The organism is Snodgrassella sp. W8158, from assembly GCF_016100435.1.
GTDB classification, from domain to species: Bacteria; Pseudomonadota; Gammaproteobacteria; order Burkholderiales; family Neisseriaceae; genus Snodgrassella; species Snodgrassella alvi.
Genome location: NZ_JACFSM010000001.1, coordinates 966,547 through 983,248, shown reverse-complemented (window position 1 = coordinate 983,248; position 16,702 = coordinate 966,547). Strand labels below are relative to the sequence as shown.

Sequence of the window (16,702 nt, the reverse complement as noted above, 5' to 3'; positions counted from 1 at the left end):
CAGGTGTAGTCTGGTTTATTCTGCCCTGCTATTATAATAGTTTAGTCTAGTTTCTCAGAATATTTATGCGCCATCCTGCCCGTCCGTCCGGCCGGTTTTTATATCGTCTGCGCAGCCATCTGCATCGTGGCGGTTTGATTGCTTATCCTACAGAAGGCAGTTATGGGCTAGGCTGTCTGCCTGATTGTGTGCCGGCGGTGCGTAAAGTCATTGCATTGAAAAAGCGACCGCAACATAAAGGGCTAATTGTTATTGCTGCTGATTTCACTCAATTACAGCCTTTGCTCGCACCTTTGTCCGCAACCGATATAGCGGCTGTCAGCCGGCAGTGGCCGGCACCCAGAACTTTACTGTTACCGGTACGCAAACAGGTTTCATCTGTGTTACGCGGGCGTGGTCGGCAAACTTTGGCCGTACGGGTTCCGGACCTGGCAACTGCCCGGTTTTTATGCAGAGCAGCAGGTACAGCGCTGGTATCTACTTCTTGTAACCGGGCAGGAAAAAAAGCTTGTTGTACAGAGCGTGAAGTCAGACGCCAGTTTGGAAAACAGGTGATGATTCTGGGCGGACGCACCGGCGGAAGAAAGCAGCCCAGCCAGATTATTGACTGGGCTTCCGGTAAGCGGCTGCGTTAGTTATTTTATGAATAAGCTGATCTGTAAATAAGTTATATCTGTCATTAACTGAATTACTGCGCAGACAATGTTTATATATTTGTAGTTTGCTGTTGCTTAGCACATTTTTAATGATTGCGGGCAACGACAAATTGCGCCAGTGCGCGAAGATGAGATGCACGCTGGTCAAAATCGCTTAAAGCATCAATAGCCTGTTGTACCAGATTTTCTGCATACTGGCGTGCTGTAATCAGCCCCATCAGACTAACGTAAGTAGGTTTATTAGTCCGGGCATCTTTTCCGGCGGTTTTACCCAGTGTGCTGCTATCCTGCTCGTAATCCAGTACATCATCAATAACCTGAAAAGCCAGACCCAGATGAGCGGCATAATGGTCGAGTGCGGTTAATGCCTGCTGGCTGATATCATGACAGCAAAGTCCGCCCAGTGTAACTGCTGCTCTGATCAGCGCACCGGTTTTCAACTGGTGCATGTGTTCCAGTTCGGCCTGATTCAGACCTACCCCTACGCAGGCTAAATCGATAGCCTGTCCGCCGGCCATGCCATGACAGCCGGCAGCCTGTGCCAGAGTCTGTATCATTTGCAGCTGACGCGCAGCGTCCAGACCAGTTGGCCGGCTCAGCAGGCTGAATGCCATACTTTGCAGGGCATCACCAACCAACAAGGCTGTTGCCGGTGTATATTGTATGTGACAGGCAGGCTTTCCGTGACGCAGACTGTCGTTATCCATCTCCGGCATATCGTCGTGCACAAGCGAATAGATATGTATGCATTCGATTGCAGCCAGAGCATAATCTGCGGCTTCTGTAACCGCACTACCCAGCTCCGCCGCCGCCAGAACCAGCATTGGCCGCAACCGTTTACCGCCATCCAGCGCCGCATAGCGCATGGCTTCAATCAGTGGTGCGGGAAGTTGTCCGGCCGGCGGAAGTAATCGGGTTAATGTTTCTTCCGTATGTGTCTGTACCTGTTTTTGCCAGTCGGCAAAATTACTCCCCTGTTTCAAGCTTCAGCTCCTTTAATTCACCATTATCCAGTACCTGTAGTTTTTGTTCTACCTCAGCCAGCTTCTGCTGGCAGTATTGCACCAGTTCCTGACCATATTCATATGCAGCCAGTGATTCTTCCAGCGGAAGATCATTGTTTTGCATGGATTCAGTTATTTTTTCCAGTTGCTGGATAGCTTCTTCATAGCTTTTGGGGGTTATTTTCTTCATATTATAGGTCTTTACATGAATTTATGGCTATTGTAACACTCGCACTATGGCTATTGCTGCGGATATCTGTATCATACAATTAGTCAGAATTAGCTGATAACCGGATGAAGTATATTTCAGTTTGTGTTATTAAAAGTAATGTGCTTATATAATCAGTAATAATATTTTTATATGCAACAGAATTTATTCATGTAATGAATAATAATACAGATATTTTATTCAGATAAGGGCAAATTTAAATCAATATCTGCCTCTCTAAATATAAAAATTGTTTTTTAACCGTAAGAATAAAAAGTTATTTGTAAAAATTAATATATTTATATATTAATTATATAACTTGTTATCTGATGCTGATGTTTGAAATAGCAGGCGGAAAACAGTTTTATGTAAAAAAATCAAATAAATTTTGATTTTTTGTATTATTCTTTTAGCATATGTTTTAATTTTCGGTAATACTTACTATTGTTGCCGGTTGTACGGTGTATAACTTTATATATATCGAAATATTTCCAGCATATTATGCTTTTGGAGTTTTTTAAAATTAGTTCATTATTATGGATTTTATTTGTCAGCAGGTATTTTTTTGCTGTTTATTTATCTGGTTTTAAAGCATAATGTTGTTTAAAGCATAATTATATTGTGCTAACTTTAAGTAATTGTTTTAATGGAAAATTAAAACATAGAATTATTTAATTTGTATGATTTGACAATCGGATATATGCAAAACAGGGAAGCCTGAGGAGGAATAATGGTGAACTATTTATACAGATACGGTTGTCTGTAACAGAGTAGCAGAGCAGGCATAGAAGCGAAGATTGAGTACTGTCGTTTATAATCGAATAAATAGTGGTTTCTGAATCTGTTTTACAGATTACTTAAGTAGTTTCTTTGTTTTAAGTAGGCGTTATGGGTAAACAAATTTTTTATGAGGAGTCAGGTCAGTTTAAAGTAGCGGAAATAGTTCAGGAAAATGATGCTACTTTTCTGGTTAATACACAACATGGTAAGCGGGCAAAAATCAAGGCCAGCCACGTTTTTCTGGTGTTTGATGGTGATGCTGCGCAATTTTTACAACAGGCTGCTGAAGCAGCTGCCGGTATTGATATCAGTCTGCTCTGGGAAGCGGTAGGCAATGAAAATGAATTTACCGCAGCCAGTGCAGCCAGTGAATATTTTGGCGATAGCAGCGGGAATATTGAGCTGGCGGCCACACTGATGGCTCTGTATGCAGCGCCTATGTATTTTTACAAAAAAAATAAAGGTGTATTCAAAGCTGCGCCGGCAGAAACATTACAGCAGGCGCTGGCAGCCATTGAACGGCGCAAACAGCAGGAAGAGCAAATCAATGGCTGGATACAGGAATTACTGGCCGGTCGCCTGCCGGATGAGATTGCTGCTGAAGCCAAAATGATTTTGCATGCACCTGATAAACAAAGTCTGAAATACAAAGCAGTGGTCAAAGCTGCTGATCAGAAAAAAACCTCACTGTTTGCCCTGCTCCGGAGTGTTGGTGCAGTACCGCCTCTGCCTGAATATTTTCTGGATGGTTTTTTACTTACCCAGTTTCCCAAAGGTACGGATTGCGGTAACTATCCTGTACCGGTTATGCACAATCTGCCAGATGCTGATACCGCAGTACGCGCATTTTCCATTGATGATATTGAAACCAGTGAGGTAGATGATGCATTCAGTGTACGTGACCTGCCCAATGGCAACAAACTGGTCGGAATTCATATTGCTGCCCCGGCTTTGGCAATAGATGCTGAGTCTTTGCTGGAAAAGCTGATATTTGAACGTTTAAGTACTGTGTATTATCCCGGTGGTAAAATTACCATGCTGCCGGATAACTGGATAGCTGCTTTCAGTCTGGATGAAGGAGCAGCACGACCGGCAGTCAGTCTGTATGCAGAAATCAGTCCGCAGTTTGAGGTGATACGTTATGAATCACGAATTGAATCGGTGTATATAGACTGTAATTTACGTATTGAAAATATTGAGCAGGCATTTCAGCCTTTGCAGCCGCGCGGTGATACGGAAGCTTTTGCACATCAGCATGAAATGAACTGGTTATATGATTTTGCTATGGCCAGAATGCAGGCGCGGGGTAAATATGATCCGGAACGTTTACCGCAGTACGATTATGGAATTAAGCTTGGGGCGGATAATACTGTACATATCAGCGTGCGTGAACGCGGAGCACCAATTGATACGCTGGTCAGTGAACTGATGATTTTTGCCAACAGCACCTGGGCGCAGATGCTGGATGAGGCTGAAATGGCGGGATTATTCCGTGTACAGCCTACCGGCAGAGTGCGGATGAGTACTCAGTCTGAGCCGCATATTGGTCTGGGGCTGAAACATTATGCCTGGTTTACTTCACCACTGCGCCGTGCTACTGATTATATTAACCAGAAGCAGCTGATCAGTTTACTGGATCCGGACGCAGAGCCACGTTTTGAACCGCAGGATGCCATGCTGTTTGCGGTATTGCGTGATTTTGAGTCGGCTTATGCAGCCTACAATGATTTTCAGCGCCATATGGAAGCATACTGGAGTCTGATATATATTCAGCAGGAACAGTTGCAGGAGCTGACTGCTCAGTTAATACGTGATGATTTAGTGCGTATTGAAGGCCTGCCACTGGTAAGCCGTGTTAACGGTGTACCGGTTGATGCCATGCCAAAATGCCGGATGAAGGTATCGATAACCGGAATCGATCCGATACAGGTAAGTGTCGGACTAAACTATATTAATGTTTTGCTGCCGGCAGATAATGCCAGCCAAATATCCGGCTGAATTATTTAAAGTGCTTTGAAGGTTACCTGATGGATGGCACACGATTTGATTGGCTACTTTGCTGACAGTATAAATATACGGGTGTGACCGTTGATTCTTTGTCTGTCTGATTGTTTTCAGACCGTATATTGTGCTTCGGTCAGAAATAACTTTTACTTAAAACCTTGTTTTTATACATGCAGCCCATATATGGGTTGCATTTCTATTATCTATCCGGTTTTGCTGTTCAGGCATCCTGCTGTTTAAGAGCAGGTTGCCTGCAAACCTTTGGAATAAAATTATGACTGAAGTAGATTTTTATGAAGTACTGGGTATAAGCCGTACTGCAGGGGATGAGGAAATCAAAAAAGCTTATCGTAAGCTGGCCATGAAATACCATCCTGACCGTAATCAGGGCGATAAAAACGCCGAAGAAAAATTTAAAGAAGTACAGCGTGCTTATGAAGTATTGTCTGATTCTCAAAAACGTGCTGCCTATGACCAGTTTGGACATGCCGGTGTAGACGGCAATATGGGTGCCGGAGCCGGCGGCTTTTCCGGCGGTTTTGATTTTGGTGATATTTTCAGCCAGATGTTTGGCGGCGGAGCCGGCGGACGGTCGCAGCAGAATAATCAGGGCGCTGATTTACAATATAATATTGAAATCAGTCTGGAAGAGGCTGCGCGCGGTATTAAGAAAAAAATCACTATTCCTACTCATGAAGAATGTGATGTCTGTCACGGCAGTGGTGCTAAAGTCGGGACTTCAGCCACTACCTGCAGCATGTGTGGCGGCAGTGGTGTCGTTCAGGTACGGCAGGCCATTTTTCAGTTACAGCAGACCTGCCCGACCTGTCACGGCAGTGGTAAACAGATTAAGGATCCGTGTGTTAAATGTCATGGCGACGGACTGGTAAAAACCCGCAAGACTGTTGAGGTTTCCATTCCGGCCGGTATTGATGACGGTCAGCGTATCCGCCTGAGCGGTGAAGGTGAACCTGGTAAGCATGGTGCGCCTGCCGGTGATTTATATGTGATGGTGAACGTGCGCCCGCATCCGGTCTTTGAGCGTGACGGCATGGATTTGCACTGTGAATTGCCTATCAGTTTTACGATAGCAGCGCTTGGCGGAGAGGTTGAGGTGCCTACGCTGGATGGTAAAGTTAAACTGAATATTCCGAAAGAAACACAAACCGGTCGTCGCATGCGGGTACGTGGTAAAGGAATTAAATCTGTACGTTCGGCTGCTGTGGGTGATTTATATTGTCATATCGTGGTAGAGACACCGGTAAATCTGACCGATCGTCAGCGTGAATTACTGGAAGAGTTTGAAAAAATCTCTACCGGTATGGACCGGGCTCAGACGCCGCGGCAAAAATCATTTATGGACAAACTGCGCGATTTATTTGAATAAAATACGAAAGTACCACAGTTCAGAAGTGTTTATTCCGGATGTATGAATAATTAATACTGGTTATACTGTGTAAAAGCCCGCAGAGCATAATTTTTCTGCGGGCTTTTGTTATCAGAAGAAAAGATACAGGCCGGTTAAGGCTTGCTTCTGCTGAATCCGGCAGAAAAAAATGATTTGTCGCATTTCCTGTTGATGAAAAGCGTAAGCAGGCGTTTTAGTGAATTAAGTTCCGCTAAATATGCAGGATATGGCTAGTCTGTAATCACAAAGGCGTTTAAGCTGAAACTGACTGAACAATTTAATCTGTATTGACCAGGAAATAAATTATCGCTCCGTTTACCGAAAGGTGCAGGAGCGACAGGGAGATTTGGTACAACAACTGAATGATTGTGGACAAATTTGTAGTATTTAACTGGATAAAAATCAGTCTTTATGCTTAATTCCTTATAAAACAAGGGTTATAGCATAATAAATACTATTTATTTTACTGATTATCTGTGGATAATTCTGTGGATAATTATTGAATCAAAAAATGGTCAGGCCAGTTCTGCACGTAATTGTGCAGCCAGTTGCGCCAGTTCTGCCTGATCAGCAGCCACACTTTCATGTTTACCCAGTTCATGGATATGTCCGGGAATCAGATGAATGTGATAATGAAATACAGACTGACCAGCCTGTTCGCCGGACAACTGTAATTGCACAACGCCATTACGATGTAACACTTTACGTTGCGCATTAATAATCTTTTTGGCTGCACTGAATACGGCAGCAAGGTAATCTTGCGGCATGTCAGTTAACTCTATTGCTTCACATTTAGGAATCACCAGTACATGGCCGCGTGCCTGTGGCATCACATCCATAAAAGCCAGTGTCTGCTCATCCTCATAAACTTTATGGCAAGGAATTTCACCACGGATAATTCGGGCAAAGATATTGTTACTGTCGTATTGTTGCATGACTGTCTCCTCTCAGGCTTTTGCTTACCAGCCGTTACCTGAGCAATTGTTTAAGAAATAATACTTAGCTTGCTTTTGGCAAATACGGTATCCAGCTCTTTAATCCCCTGTTTACCGAAATTGATGGTCAGGCGTGCCCCTTCAGCTTTCCGGGTAGCATCTATGATGACACCTGTGCCGAAACGTTCATGATAAACATTCTGTCCTAGCTGAAAGCCGTCAAAATCCGTGCTTTCCTGTGTTTCTGCCAGTTTGCTGCGGCTGTGAAACGGATTGGTTCTCTGCGTGGACTGTTGCCGGGCTATCAGAGAGTTTCTGTGAGCAGACAGATATTGCAATACCTCTTCCGGTATTTCATCCACAAAGCGTGATGGCAGGGCAAAATGCGTTTGTCCGTGTAACAGGCGTTGTTCTGCCATTGTTAAATACAGGCGTTTTCGTGCTCTGGTGATGGCTACATACATCAGGCGCCGCTCTTCTTCCAGCCCGTCGCGTTCGGCCATGCTGTATTCACTGGGGAATAAACCTTCTTCCAGCCCTGTCAGAAATACACCGTCAAATTCCAGCCCCTTGGCTGCATGCACAGTCATTAACTGCAAGGCATCTTCACCCTGTCCGGCCTGATGCTCTCCTGCTTCCAGTGAGGCAGTACTTAAAAAAGACAGTACCGGAAATAAAGGATCGTTTTCATCATACTCAGGTTCCATATCATAACCAGATTCCTGCGGTTTAAATGCCACTGCCGCATTCAGTAATTCTTCCAGGTTGTTGATGCGTTCCTGTTGTTCACCTTTCTGGGTACGGTAGTGTTCCATCAGACCGCTATCATAGATGGCAGCAGCCATCAGTTCCTGCAGAGAAACTTGCGCAGCCTGTTGCTGTAAATTTTCAATCAGGCGGATAAAAGCAGCAATTTTACTGTTTTTCGCTGACAGGCTGATGGCCGCCTGCCATAACGAAGTATGGGCTTCATTGGCTGCCGCCTGAATGTTTTCAACACTCCGCGCGCCGATACCGCGTGCCGGTACATTGATTACCCGTAATAATGCATTATCATCATTGGGGTTAACCGCCAGACGCAGGTAAGCCAGTGCATGTTTGATTTCCTGACGCTCATAAAAGCGCAGGCCGCCATAAATTTTGTAAGGTATACCGGCGCGGAACAGAGCCTGTTCCAGAACCCGCGACTGGGCATTACTGCGATACAGTACAGCCATCTGCATATAATTCAGCCCTTCGCGGTGTAAAGCCTTCACTTCATCAACCACAAACTGCGCTTCTTCAAGATCATTAATTGCCTGAAGCACACGGATTTTTTCGCCATCGCCGGCCTGAGTGCGCAGATTTTTACCCAGACGGCTGGCGTTGTGTGCAATCACCGCGTTGGCTGCTGTCAGAATATTGCCTACCGAACGGTAATTTTGTTCCAGCCGGATGGGTTCGCCAACATGAAACTCATTCAGAAAGCGGGTCATATTGGCTACTTCGGCACCGCGAAAGCGATAAATACTCTGGTCGTCGTCTCCCACGGCGAAAACCGCTGCATGCTCTCCGGCCAGTAATTTTAGCCATGCATACTGTAATTTATTTGTATCCTGAAATTCATCAATCAGCACATGATTAAAACGGTTCTGGTAATGATTGCGCAAAATTTCATTACTCTGCAGAATTTCATAACTGCGTAACATTAATTCCGCGAAATCCACTACACCTTCATTCCAGCACAAACTGTCATAGGCGGCATAACATTCAATCATTTGCCGTTCATGCGGGTCGCGGGCCGATAAACGCGAAGCACGCAATCCGTTTTCTTTTTGTGCATTAATGAATCCTTGCAGACTGCGCGGTGAGATAATTTCTTCAGCAATATTCAGTTGTTTTAGCAAGCGCTTGACTACAGAAAGCTGATCACCCATATCCAGAATCTGAAATGTTTTGGGCAGTGCTGCTTCCTGATGGTGCAGTCGTAAAAACCGATGGCACAGCCCGTGAAATGTCCCCAGCCACATCGCCCGTACCGAGACCGGTAACAGCGTGCTCAGGCGCAATTGCATTTCTTTAGCCGCCTTATTGGTAAAGGTAACGGCCAGAATGCTGTGTACACTGGCCTGACCAGTCTGCAATAACCAGGCAATACGTGTGGTTAGTACTCTGGTTTTACCACTTCCTGCACCCGCCAGTACCAGTGCCGGTTGCGCAGGCCAGGTAACGGCGGCTAATTGTTCACTATTAAGACCGGTCAGCAGACCGGCAGAAGATAAAATTTCCATAGCGCTTATTGTAGCTGATTAAGCCTGAAAAATCGCTTTGAAAAATATGCTTATGGCTTATTTTATACAGCACAAGAAGATTTATCTGACATCTGCACAAACTGAGCTTAAGCAGGACAATGGATGTTGCGTAAAATTCTGGCTGACGATACCAAAAAAGAGCAGAGCAAAATATCAGCGCTTTGCCGAATATCTGCCCTGCTCCTTTAATAAATCAGATTGCCGGTTGCAGATTAGTCCGGCGTGCTGAGCGGGCTGAGTCCGGGTAAGTCGGCAAAGCTGCGTTCGCGCACAATCTGGCAGAAATTATCCAGATAGCTTTTATTACTGTCTGTTTCGCGCATGGCGGCATACAATTCACTTTGCAGCGGTATATCACCAATCTGCCGTGCAACTACATAGCCTTTTTCCAGATACGGCATAACCGTCCAGTAAGGCAAGGCAGCAATGCCGCGCCGGCTGGAAACCAGCTGAATAATGGCTATCGTCAGTTCACTGTTACGCCGTGCCGGTTGTACCCCGGCCGGTTTTAAAACCTTACGCAGTAAATCCAGCATATCATCCGGTACCGGATAGGTGATCAGTGTTTCATTCTCAAAATCCTGAGCCTGCCATACACTTTTAGCCGCCAGCGGATGATCCTTCGCGCAAATGCCGACCATTTCATAGGCAAACAATGGCTGAAAAATAATCCCCGGCTGCGGAGCATATTCGGATACGATTGCCAGATCAGCACGGTGAGTCAGCAATAACCCAACCGGATCGGCCTGAAAGCCGGAAACAATATCCAGCTCTACTTTAGGCCACAGCGCCCGGAAAGCATCCATGGCCGGCATCAGCCAGTCAAAGCAGGTATGGCACTCTACCGCTACCCTCAGCTCCCCTGCCTCACCTTCAATTATCTGCGCCATATCCAGCTCTGCTACTGTAACCAGCGGCGTGATTTCTCGTGCCAGCTGTAGCAGCCGCACACCTACCGGAGTAAAGTGAATCGGGTTGGATTTACGTTCAAACAGAGGGGTACCATAAAACTGTTCCAGAACACGAATCTGGTGTGAAAGTGCAGACTGGGTCAGAAAAACCCTTTTTGCCGCCATCGATACGCTGCCGGTTTCTTCCAGAGCCAGCAAAGTGCGCAGATGGCGCAGTTCAATAATCGACTCCATGTATTCCGCCTTTGATGAGTATTTTTAACTACAAATTCAAGTTAAAAAATTCATAAACAGCCAGACTGCTTATAAATATCATTTATATGAATAGAACAATAATTACCTTACTGATAGCCAGTTATCTATTTACAAACCGGACACCTGTATACCATATCATACTCTTGGATTACACTAGTCTGAAATATAGTATTAAAAAAATTCATACAGAACTGCAAAATTTATCGCTTGTCGTAATGTCATAACTCACGCACACTGGCCGTTATTGAAATCCATCATTCGTAATAGGGAGAAACAAATATGAATACATTCCATCTGTCTGGTTATCCGCGTGTTGGTGCTAAACGTGAATTAAAATTTGCCGTTGAAGCATTCTGGAAAGGCGCAAAAAGCGAAACCGAGCTACGCCAGACAGCGGCAGATATCCGCCAGAAAAACTGGGCAACCCAGATTGCCGCTGGTGCCGATCTGCTGCCGGTAGGTGATTTTTCATATTACGACCACGTACTGGATACGCTGTGTGCACTGGGCGCTATTCCGGCACGTTTTGGTTTTGACGCAGATAAACTGACCCTGTCTCAGTATTTTGAACTGGCACGCGGTAATGCCAGTCAGGTAGCAATGGAAATGACCAAATGGTTTGATACCAACTACCACTATATCGTACCTGAATGGCATCAGAACACCAGTTTTAAGGCCAATGCAGCCAGTCTGATTGCCCAGATAGAAGAAGCCAAAGCCACCGGACATGATATTAAACCTACACTGGTGGGTCCGCTTACTCTGTTGTGGCTGGGTAAAGAAAAAGATGCCGGTCATAATCGTCTGGAATTATTGCCGCGTCTGCTGCCTGAATATCAGAAACTGTTACGTGAACTGGCCAATGCCGGTGTTGACTGGATACAGATTGACGAACCGATTCTTGCCGTAGATATTGCCCGTGAGTGGCTGGATGCCTTTGCTCCCACTTATCAGGAGCTGGCGATTACCGGTACCCGTATTATTATCGGCACCTATTTTGGCAGCGTTGCCGAACATATTAATCTGCTCAAAAACCTGCCGGTTAACGGCGTACATATTGATTGTGTGCGGGCACCTGAGCAACTGGCTGAATTTGCCAATGCATGGCCGGAAAATAAAGTATTGTCAGTTGGTCTGATCGACGGACGTAACGTATGGCGCGCCAATCTGCGTGAAGTAATAGAACTGCTGGCGCCGGTAGCTACTCAGCTGGGTAATAATTTATGGATTGCGCCGAGTTGTTCACTGTTGCACAGTCCGCAGGATTTAAGTGTAGAGGAGAAACTTAACCCTGAAATCAAAAACTGGCTTGCCTTTGCTGCCCAGAAACTACAGGAACTGGGTATCATCAAACAGGCACTGGCACACGGTAAAGACTCCGTACAGGAAGCTCTTGCCGCTTCTGATGCTGCGGCTGCCGGACGCAAAACCAGTAAACTGATTCATAATGATAAGGTTGCACAGCGCGTAGCCAGCCTGCGCGAACATGCCGACCAGCGTCATAGCCCGTTTGCACAACGGATTGAAAAACAACAGCAATGGATGAATCTGCCTCTGCTGCCAACCACCACTATCGGTTCATTTCCACAGACACAGGAAATTCGTCAGGCACGCGCCGCCTTTAAAAAGGGTGAACTGAGCGCTGCCGATTACGAAGCGGCCATGAAAAAAGACATTGCCTACTGTGTTGAGCAGCAGGAACAGCTGGATATCGATGTACTGGTACATGGTGAAGCTGAGCGCAATGATATGGTTGAATACTTTGGTGAACAGCTGGATGGTTACTGCTTTACTCAGTATGGCTGGGTACAGAGCTATGGTTCCCGCTGTGTTAAACCACCGATTATTTTTGGTGATGTGGCACGCCCGAAAGCCATGACTGTTGCCTGGTCTTCTTATGCACAATCTCTGACCAAACGTCCGATGAAAGGTATGCTTACCGGACCGGTAACCATGATGAAGTGGAGTTTTGTACGCAACGATGTACCATTAAGTCTGGTGTGCAAACAGATTGCGCTGGCACTGAACGACGAAGTACTGGATCTGGAAAAAGCCGGTATTCGTGTTATTCAGATTGATGAACCGGCCATTCGTGAAGCCTTGCCGCTGAAACGTGCGCAATGGGATGAATATCTGGCCTGGGCATGTGAATCATTCCGCCTCACTTCCACTGATGCGGATGACAGCACTCAGATTCATACACATATGTGCTATTCTGAATTTAATGATATTCTGCCGGCTATTGCCAGCATGGATGCTGATGTAATTACCATTGAAACTTCCCGTTCTGATATGGAATTACTGGATGCTTTTGTTAAATTCAGCTATCCGAATGATATTGGCCCCGGCGTATATGATATCCACAGCCCGCGTGTGCCTACTGAAGCCGAAGTCGAACATCTGTTGCGTAAAGCACTGAAAGTCATTGATCAGCGTCGGTTGTGGGTGAATCCGGATTGCGGACTGAAAACACGCGGATGGCCGGAAACCAAAGCAGCACTGGAAGTTATGGTTAATGTAACCAAAAAACTGCGTGCAGAATTAACTGCATAATTCAGATTTAGCTTATCACACCGCCCCGGTTTGCCGGGGCGGTTTTGTATGCTCGATTGGTAGAATATACCAATAATATTTTAGTTAATTTTACTTTTAATCAAACAAGATAATCAGGCATCTGTATGTGCTTATAAATTGGAATATATCTGAGTAAATACGCAGTTCATCATATAAATACATAATTTATGCATATATAATTAAATATTACTGATATCCGATAAAATATTTATCCAATATCAAACAAACCCTATTCATTATTATTTACAATGGGTAAAAAAATTAATCTAACTCAATTAATATAAAATAATAATAGTTTACTATTGTTGTAAATTTTATTTATTAATAGAATTTTAATTATCATTTATCTAATGAAAATTTTTAATTACCTGGAGAGATAAAGTTGGCTAAAGGATATTTTTTAAGAGTTGGGGATCGTACAACTTGTGGCGGTAAAATTATCAGTGGTGACAGTATGATCTTATGGCATGGTAGTGCTGCCGCATGGGAGGGCGATTGGGTTACCTGTGGAAGACATAGCGGAACCTACCGTATTACCGGAGGAGTCGTCAATATGTTTAATCCATCAAAAAAATTAGCTGGTTCAATCAGCAGTATCAGTACTTGTCCATGTAAAGCACGCTTAATTCCTTCCATAACTGACAGCTATATTGAAGACAGACTAACTAAATCTGTTAGCAGTATGCCGTATTCCCGCAGCTTTCATATTAAAACCCCGGAAAACGTTAATACTTATGGTGTGGCTTATGCTATCAAAACAGCTTCGGGTATTGTAACGGGAGAATCAAACCGCGATGGACATATGCATACCGTACAAACTTCGCAGCCTGAGCAGGTAGAAGTAAGCTATTTAGTTCAAACTAAGTTAGGAATTTAATTATGGCAGAATTAAAAACCCACACTATGAAATCAGCACCCAAGACTACTCTGAATGCAGATATTTTTACCTTAGACCAGATTCCTGCTGCTATGGATAAAATGGGCTGGGTAGTTGCAGCACAGCTGATGCGGCACTGGTTTAGCGGAAAACCGGCTAAACCTTTCACTGACAAGACAAAAAACCTTTATGTAAAAGGACCGGCAATAAATATACCGCCAGAACATGTAAATGATTCTATTGTAAAAATGCAATGGGCAATGAAATTTGAACCTGTACAGAAAGCGATTAAAAAATTAAAGGAAGGCTGGGCAAGTGAAAGGGGAATAAAAGAGCTAAAAGGAAGGCTTATTAAAAATAAAGGTAAGCTTGAAAAACTAAATGATGTTAAAATGATTGATACATATTTATATGTAAATTCAACTACAATTGGAAAAGCTGATTATGACCCTTTCGGCTCTTACAGTTTTTCCGGTATTTCCGGTGCCTCCGGCTCCGGCTACAGCTACTATAGTTACTACGGGTCTGGAATGGCCATTAATGATTTTATGGGCGCGATAGGCTTGTCATCATTAAAAATTGTGCCATGTGGTTATCAAACGGTACGTGGCGGAAAAAATGTCTTTATCACTGAAAAAATCGGTTTTTATATAAAAGATACCTATGATTTTCTCGGTACGCAATTTCTGGGTGTCTGGAATAAAAATGAAATGCTTGGTGCTGCAAAGGCGAAAGAATATCTAAACCTTTTTGAATCGAAAAGTTGGAAGCGAATATATGATTTGGCTATGCAAAATTATGCAATGGTTTGGAATAGTGATTTCAGAAAATGGCAGGAAAAGAAAAAAACTGGTATTGATTTTGTAGTTTTTTCGGATGTTTACTGGGATGACCCTTTAGATAAGCATAGAGAAATTCAATTAGATGCTAAAAAATAATTTAGAAATTTTTTCAGCTTTATCTGGTTTGATTTCTATTGATTATTTATAACCATTTCCGCAAAGTTGGAAATTATTTGGTTTGACTATTTCCTGAATAGATATTGATGCCGGATTAAAATTTTCCGGGCGTGATGAAAAATATTTAGCTTTTTAGAAAAAGTGATGGTTATGATGATATTAATATCAATATCAAATTAAACAAAACCATAGGAAATAAAATGAAACATAATATCCATATATTTTTTGAAAATATACTACGCAAAAATGCTGTATTTATAAAAATTATATTAGTGTTAATTATGGTGATGTGGTGGTGGTTTTTCTCGTCCTCCAGTTTTTATGGTGATTTTAATCTATGCGATACAATAAACAGTGATGATCGTGAGTATTACATAAATATGTATCAGCATCTGCCAACAACCCCGCTGGCAGTCTATGAATTGATAAAGGGGGATCGGTATTTTTATGTTTTATATAACAAACAAGGTAAGAAAATTTGGCATTCACCTTATTATGCTTATGAATCCGATCATTTAGTAACTGATTTTGTGCTACCTACTAAAAATAGTAATTCATTTAAATATTATGATGAAGAATGGAAAACAGTTGATATAACAAATAAAATAAATTAAGAATGTAGTAAGAGCATAATCAGTATTAAAGATGAAACCAATCTATAATAAAAGTATGGAGCGACGGATTATGAAAAAAAGTATAAAAATGATAAAAATAATAGGTTTATTTGCTTTTTTCTATTGGCTGTGTCTGTTTTCGTCATCCAGTTTTTACGGAAATTTTAATCTTCATTCAACAGTAAAAAGTGAAGATGGTGAGTACTATGCCAATATATATAAACATCTGCCCACTTCACCAATTTCAATTGTAGAAATATTAGGTGGTAATAAATACTTCGTCGTTTTATACAATAAAAAGGGAGAAGAACTATGGAGATGCTCTTATTTTGAATATCTTAGTAAAGAGGCGATATTATATCAAGAAATTTTTTTTCCTAATAAAACAGGAAATGATTTTCTATTTTTTACAGATCATGGTTTAGAAGGACACGATTTTTCTACAACTATACGTAATCATAAAGTAGTACTAATCAAGTAATTTAAACAGGGTTAGCAAAATTTTTGGATGCAGGATAGGATTAAGTTGATTTAACCCAAAAATCAAACAAGATAAAATATTGAATAATAAAAGCCTCCTTTTTTGCTTGCATATTTCATATCATAACAAATGACAAGAATTTATTTTATACGATAAATATTTGTAGTAAGTTGGAAGTTATTCAGTTTGACTGTTTCCTGAATAGATATTGATGCCGGATTTAAATCTTCCGGATGTGATGAAAAAAATTTAGCTTTTAGAAAAAGTGATGGTTATGATGGTATTAATATCAATATAAAATCAAATAAAATCATAGGAAATATTATGAAACATAATATCCATATATTTTTTGAAAATATACTACGCAAAAATGCTGTATTTATAAAAATTATATTAGTGTTAATTATGGTGATGTGGTGGTGGTTTTTCTCGTCCTCCAGTTTTTATGGTGATTTTAATCTGTCCGGTACAAGAGAAGGTAGAGATGGTGAATATTACATGAATATGTATGAGCATCTGCCAACAACTCCGCTGGCGGTCTATGAATTGATACAGGGGAAGCGATACTTTTATGTTTTATATAACAGACAAGGTAGGAAAATTTGGCATTCACCTTATTATGCTTATGGATACGGTAATTTAGTAACTGATTTTGTGCTACCCACTAAAAATAGTAATTCATTTAAATATTATGATGAAGAATGGAAAACAGTTGATATAACAAATAAAATAAATTAAGTATGCA

Annotated in this window: 14 protein-coding genes; 9 read left to right on the top strand and 5 right to left on the bottom strand. The window is 42.5% G+C overall.

Annotated elements, in window-relative coordinates:
• Window positions 1–65: 65 nt before the first annotated feature.
• A complete protein-coding gene (locus H3V11_RS04345) occupies window positions 66–635 on the top strand; it encodes an L-threonylcarbamoyladenylate synthase (RefSeq protein WP_038649107.1) in 570 nt (189 codons plus the stop codon).
• A 107-nt stretch (window positions 636–742) separates the two neighbouring features.
• Here the strand turns inward: H3V11_RS04345 and H3V11_RS04340 are convergent, their stop codons facing one another.
• Window positions 743–1,639 carry a polyprenyl synthetase family protein gene (locus H3V11_RS04340; protein ID WP_232335744.1) on the bottom strand — a complete coding sequence of 299 codons (897 nt, stop codon included), beginning with the start codon at window positions 1,637–1,639 and terminating at the stop codon, window positions 743–745.
• Entirely contained in the window at window positions 1,623–1,850 is a 228-nt protein-coding gene (locus H3V11_RS04335; protein ID WP_025331809.1) for an exodeoxyribonuclease VII small subunit, read from the bottom strand. The genes H3V11_RS04340 and H3V11_RS04335 overlap by 17 nt, the downstream gene beginning before the upstream one ends.
• 906 nt (window positions 1,851–2,756) lie before the next feature.
• Here H3V11_RS04335 and H3V11_RS04330 point away from each other — a divergent pair.
• Complete coding sequence (locus H3V11_RS04330) at window positions 2,757–4,646, top strand: ribonuclease catalytic domain-containing protein (RefSeq protein WP_198223666.1); 1,890 nt, start codon at window positions 2,757–2,759, stop codon at window positions 4,644–4,646.
• Window positions 4,647–4,926: 280 nt separating this feature from the next.
• A complete protein-coding gene (gene dnaJ, locus H3V11_RS04325) occupies window positions 4,927–6,039 on the top strand; it encodes a molecular chaperone DnaJ (RefSeq protein WP_037392221.1) in 1,113 nt (370 codons plus the stop codon).
• A 536-nt stretch (window positions 6,040–6,575) separates the two neighbouring features.
• On the opposite strand, the gene H3V11_RS04320 is transcribed toward dnaJ, so the two are convergent.
• The 3 genes from H3V11_RS04320 to H3V11_RS04310 all read right to left on the bottom strand — a co-directional run bounded on the left by H3V11_RS04320 (window position 6,576) and on the right by H3V11_RS04310 (window position 10,431).
• A complete protein-coding gene (locus H3V11_RS04320; protein WP_025331807.1) occupies window positions 6,576–6,995 on the bottom strand; it encodes an HIT family protein in 420 nt (139 codons plus the stop codon).
• A gap of 50 nt (window positions 6,996–7,045) precedes the next feature.
• Window positions 7,046–9,265, bottom strand: a complete 2,220-nt coding sequence (locus tag H3V11_RS04315; RefSeq protein WP_198223665.1) for a UvrD-helicase domain-containing protein — start codon at window positions 9,263–9,265, stop codon at window positions 7,046–7,048.
• A 233-nt stretch (window positions 9,266–9,498) separates the two neighbouring features.
• The gene (locus H3V11_RS04310; protein WP_084548552.1) at window positions 9,499–10,431 is read right to left on the bottom strand and encodes a LysR family transcriptional regulator; all 933 of its coding nucleotides are present in this window, start codon (window positions 10,429–10,431) and stop codon (window positions 9,499–9,501) included.
• A 300-nt stretch (window positions 10,432–10,731) separates the two neighbouring features.
• On the opposite strand from H3V11_RS04310, the gene metE reads away from it, so the two are divergent.
• From metE to H3V11_RS04280, 6 genes are all read left to right on the top strand, one after another.
• Window positions 10,732–13,005, top strand: coding sequence for a 5-methyltetrahydropteroyltriglutamate--homocysteine S-methyltransferase (gene metE, locus H3V11_RS04305; protein WP_198223664.1), 2,274 nt, complete (start codon window positions 10,732–10,734; stop codon window positions 13,003–13,005).
• 403 nt (window positions 13,006–13,408) lie between these two features.
• Entirely contained in the window at window positions 13,409–13,903 is a 495-nt protein-coding gene (locus H3V11_RS04300) for a PAAR domain-containing protein (protein WP_198223663.1), read from the top strand.
• Between the two features lie 2 nt (window positions 13,904–13,905).
• Window positions 13,906–14,841 (top strand): DUF6402 family protein, encoded by a 936-nt coding sequence (locus H3V11_RS04295; protein WP_198211296.1) that lies wholly within the window; start codon window positions 13,906–13,908, stop codon window positions 14,839–14,841.
• Window positions 14,842–15,062: 221 nt separating this feature from the next.
• Window positions 15,063–15,476, top strand: a complete 414-nt coding sequence (locus H3V11_RS04290) for a DUF6201 family protein (protein WP_198211297.1) — start codon at window positions 15,063–15,065, stop codon at window positions 15,474–15,476.
• A gap of 70 nt (window positions 15,477–15,546) precedes the next feature.
• Entirely contained in the window at window positions 15,547–15,957 is a 411-nt protein-coding gene (locus tag H3V11_RS04285; protein ID WP_198211298.1) for a DUF6201 family protein, read from the top strand.
• A 324-nt stretch (window positions 15,958–16,281) separates the two neighbouring features.
• Entirely contained in the window at window positions 16,282–16,695 is a 414-nt protein-coding gene (locus H3V11_RS04280) for a DUF6201 family protein (protein ID WP_198211299.1), read from the top strand.
• The last annotated feature ends 7 nt before the right edge of the window (window positions 16,696–16,702 follow it).

Excerpts from the sequence above, each read along its gene's own strand:
- H3V11_RS04285 (WP_198211298.1), top strand. The coding sequence starts at position 15,547 with ATGAAAAAAAGTATAAAAATGATAAAAATAATAGGTTTATTTGCTTTT.
- H3V11_RS04345 (WP_038649107.1), top strand. The coding sequence starts at position 66 with ATGCGCCATCCTGCCCGTCCGTCCGGCCGGTTTTTATATCGTCTGCGC.
- H3V11_RS04335 (WP_025331809.1), bottom strand. The coding sequence starts at position 1,850 with ATGAAGAAAATAACCCCCAAAAGCTATGAAGAAGCTATCCAGCAACTG.
- metE (WP_198223664.1), top strand. The coding sequence starts at position 10,732 with ATGAATACATTCCATCTGTCTGGTTATCCGCGTGTTGGTGCTAAACGT.
- H3V11_RS04280 (WP_198211299.1), top strand. The coding sequence starts at position 16,282 with ATGAAACATAATATCCATATATTTTTTGAAAATATACTACGCAAAAAT.
- H3V11_RS04320 (WP_025331807.1), bottom strand. The coding sequence starts at position 6,995 with ATGCAACAATACGACAGTAACAATATCTTTGCCCGAATTATCCGTGGT.
- H3V11_RS04330 (WP_198223666.1), top strand. The coding sequence starts at position 2,757 with ATGGGTAAACAAATTTTTTATGAGGAGTCAGGTCAGTTTAAAGTAGCG.
- H3V11_RS04295 (WP_198211296.1), top strand. The coding sequence starts at position 13,906 with ATGGCAGAATTAAAAACCCACACTATGAAATCAGCACCCAAGACTACT.
- H3V11_RS04290 (WP_198211297.1), top strand. The coding sequence starts at position 15,063 with ATGAAACATAATATCCATATATTTTTTGAAAATATACTACGCAAAAAT.
- dnaJ (WP_037392221.1), top strand. The coding sequence starts at position 4,927 with ATGACTGAAGTAGATTTTTATGAAGTACTGGGTATAAGCCGTACTGCA.
- H3V11_RS04315 (WP_198223665.1), bottom strand. The coding sequence starts at position 9,265 with ATGGAAATTTTATCTTCTGCCGGTCTGCTGACCGGTCTTAATAGTGAA.
- H3V11_RS04310 (WP_084548552.1), bottom strand. The coding sequence starts at position 10,431 with ATGGAGTCGATTATTGAACTGCGCCATCTGCGCACTTTGCTGGCTCTG.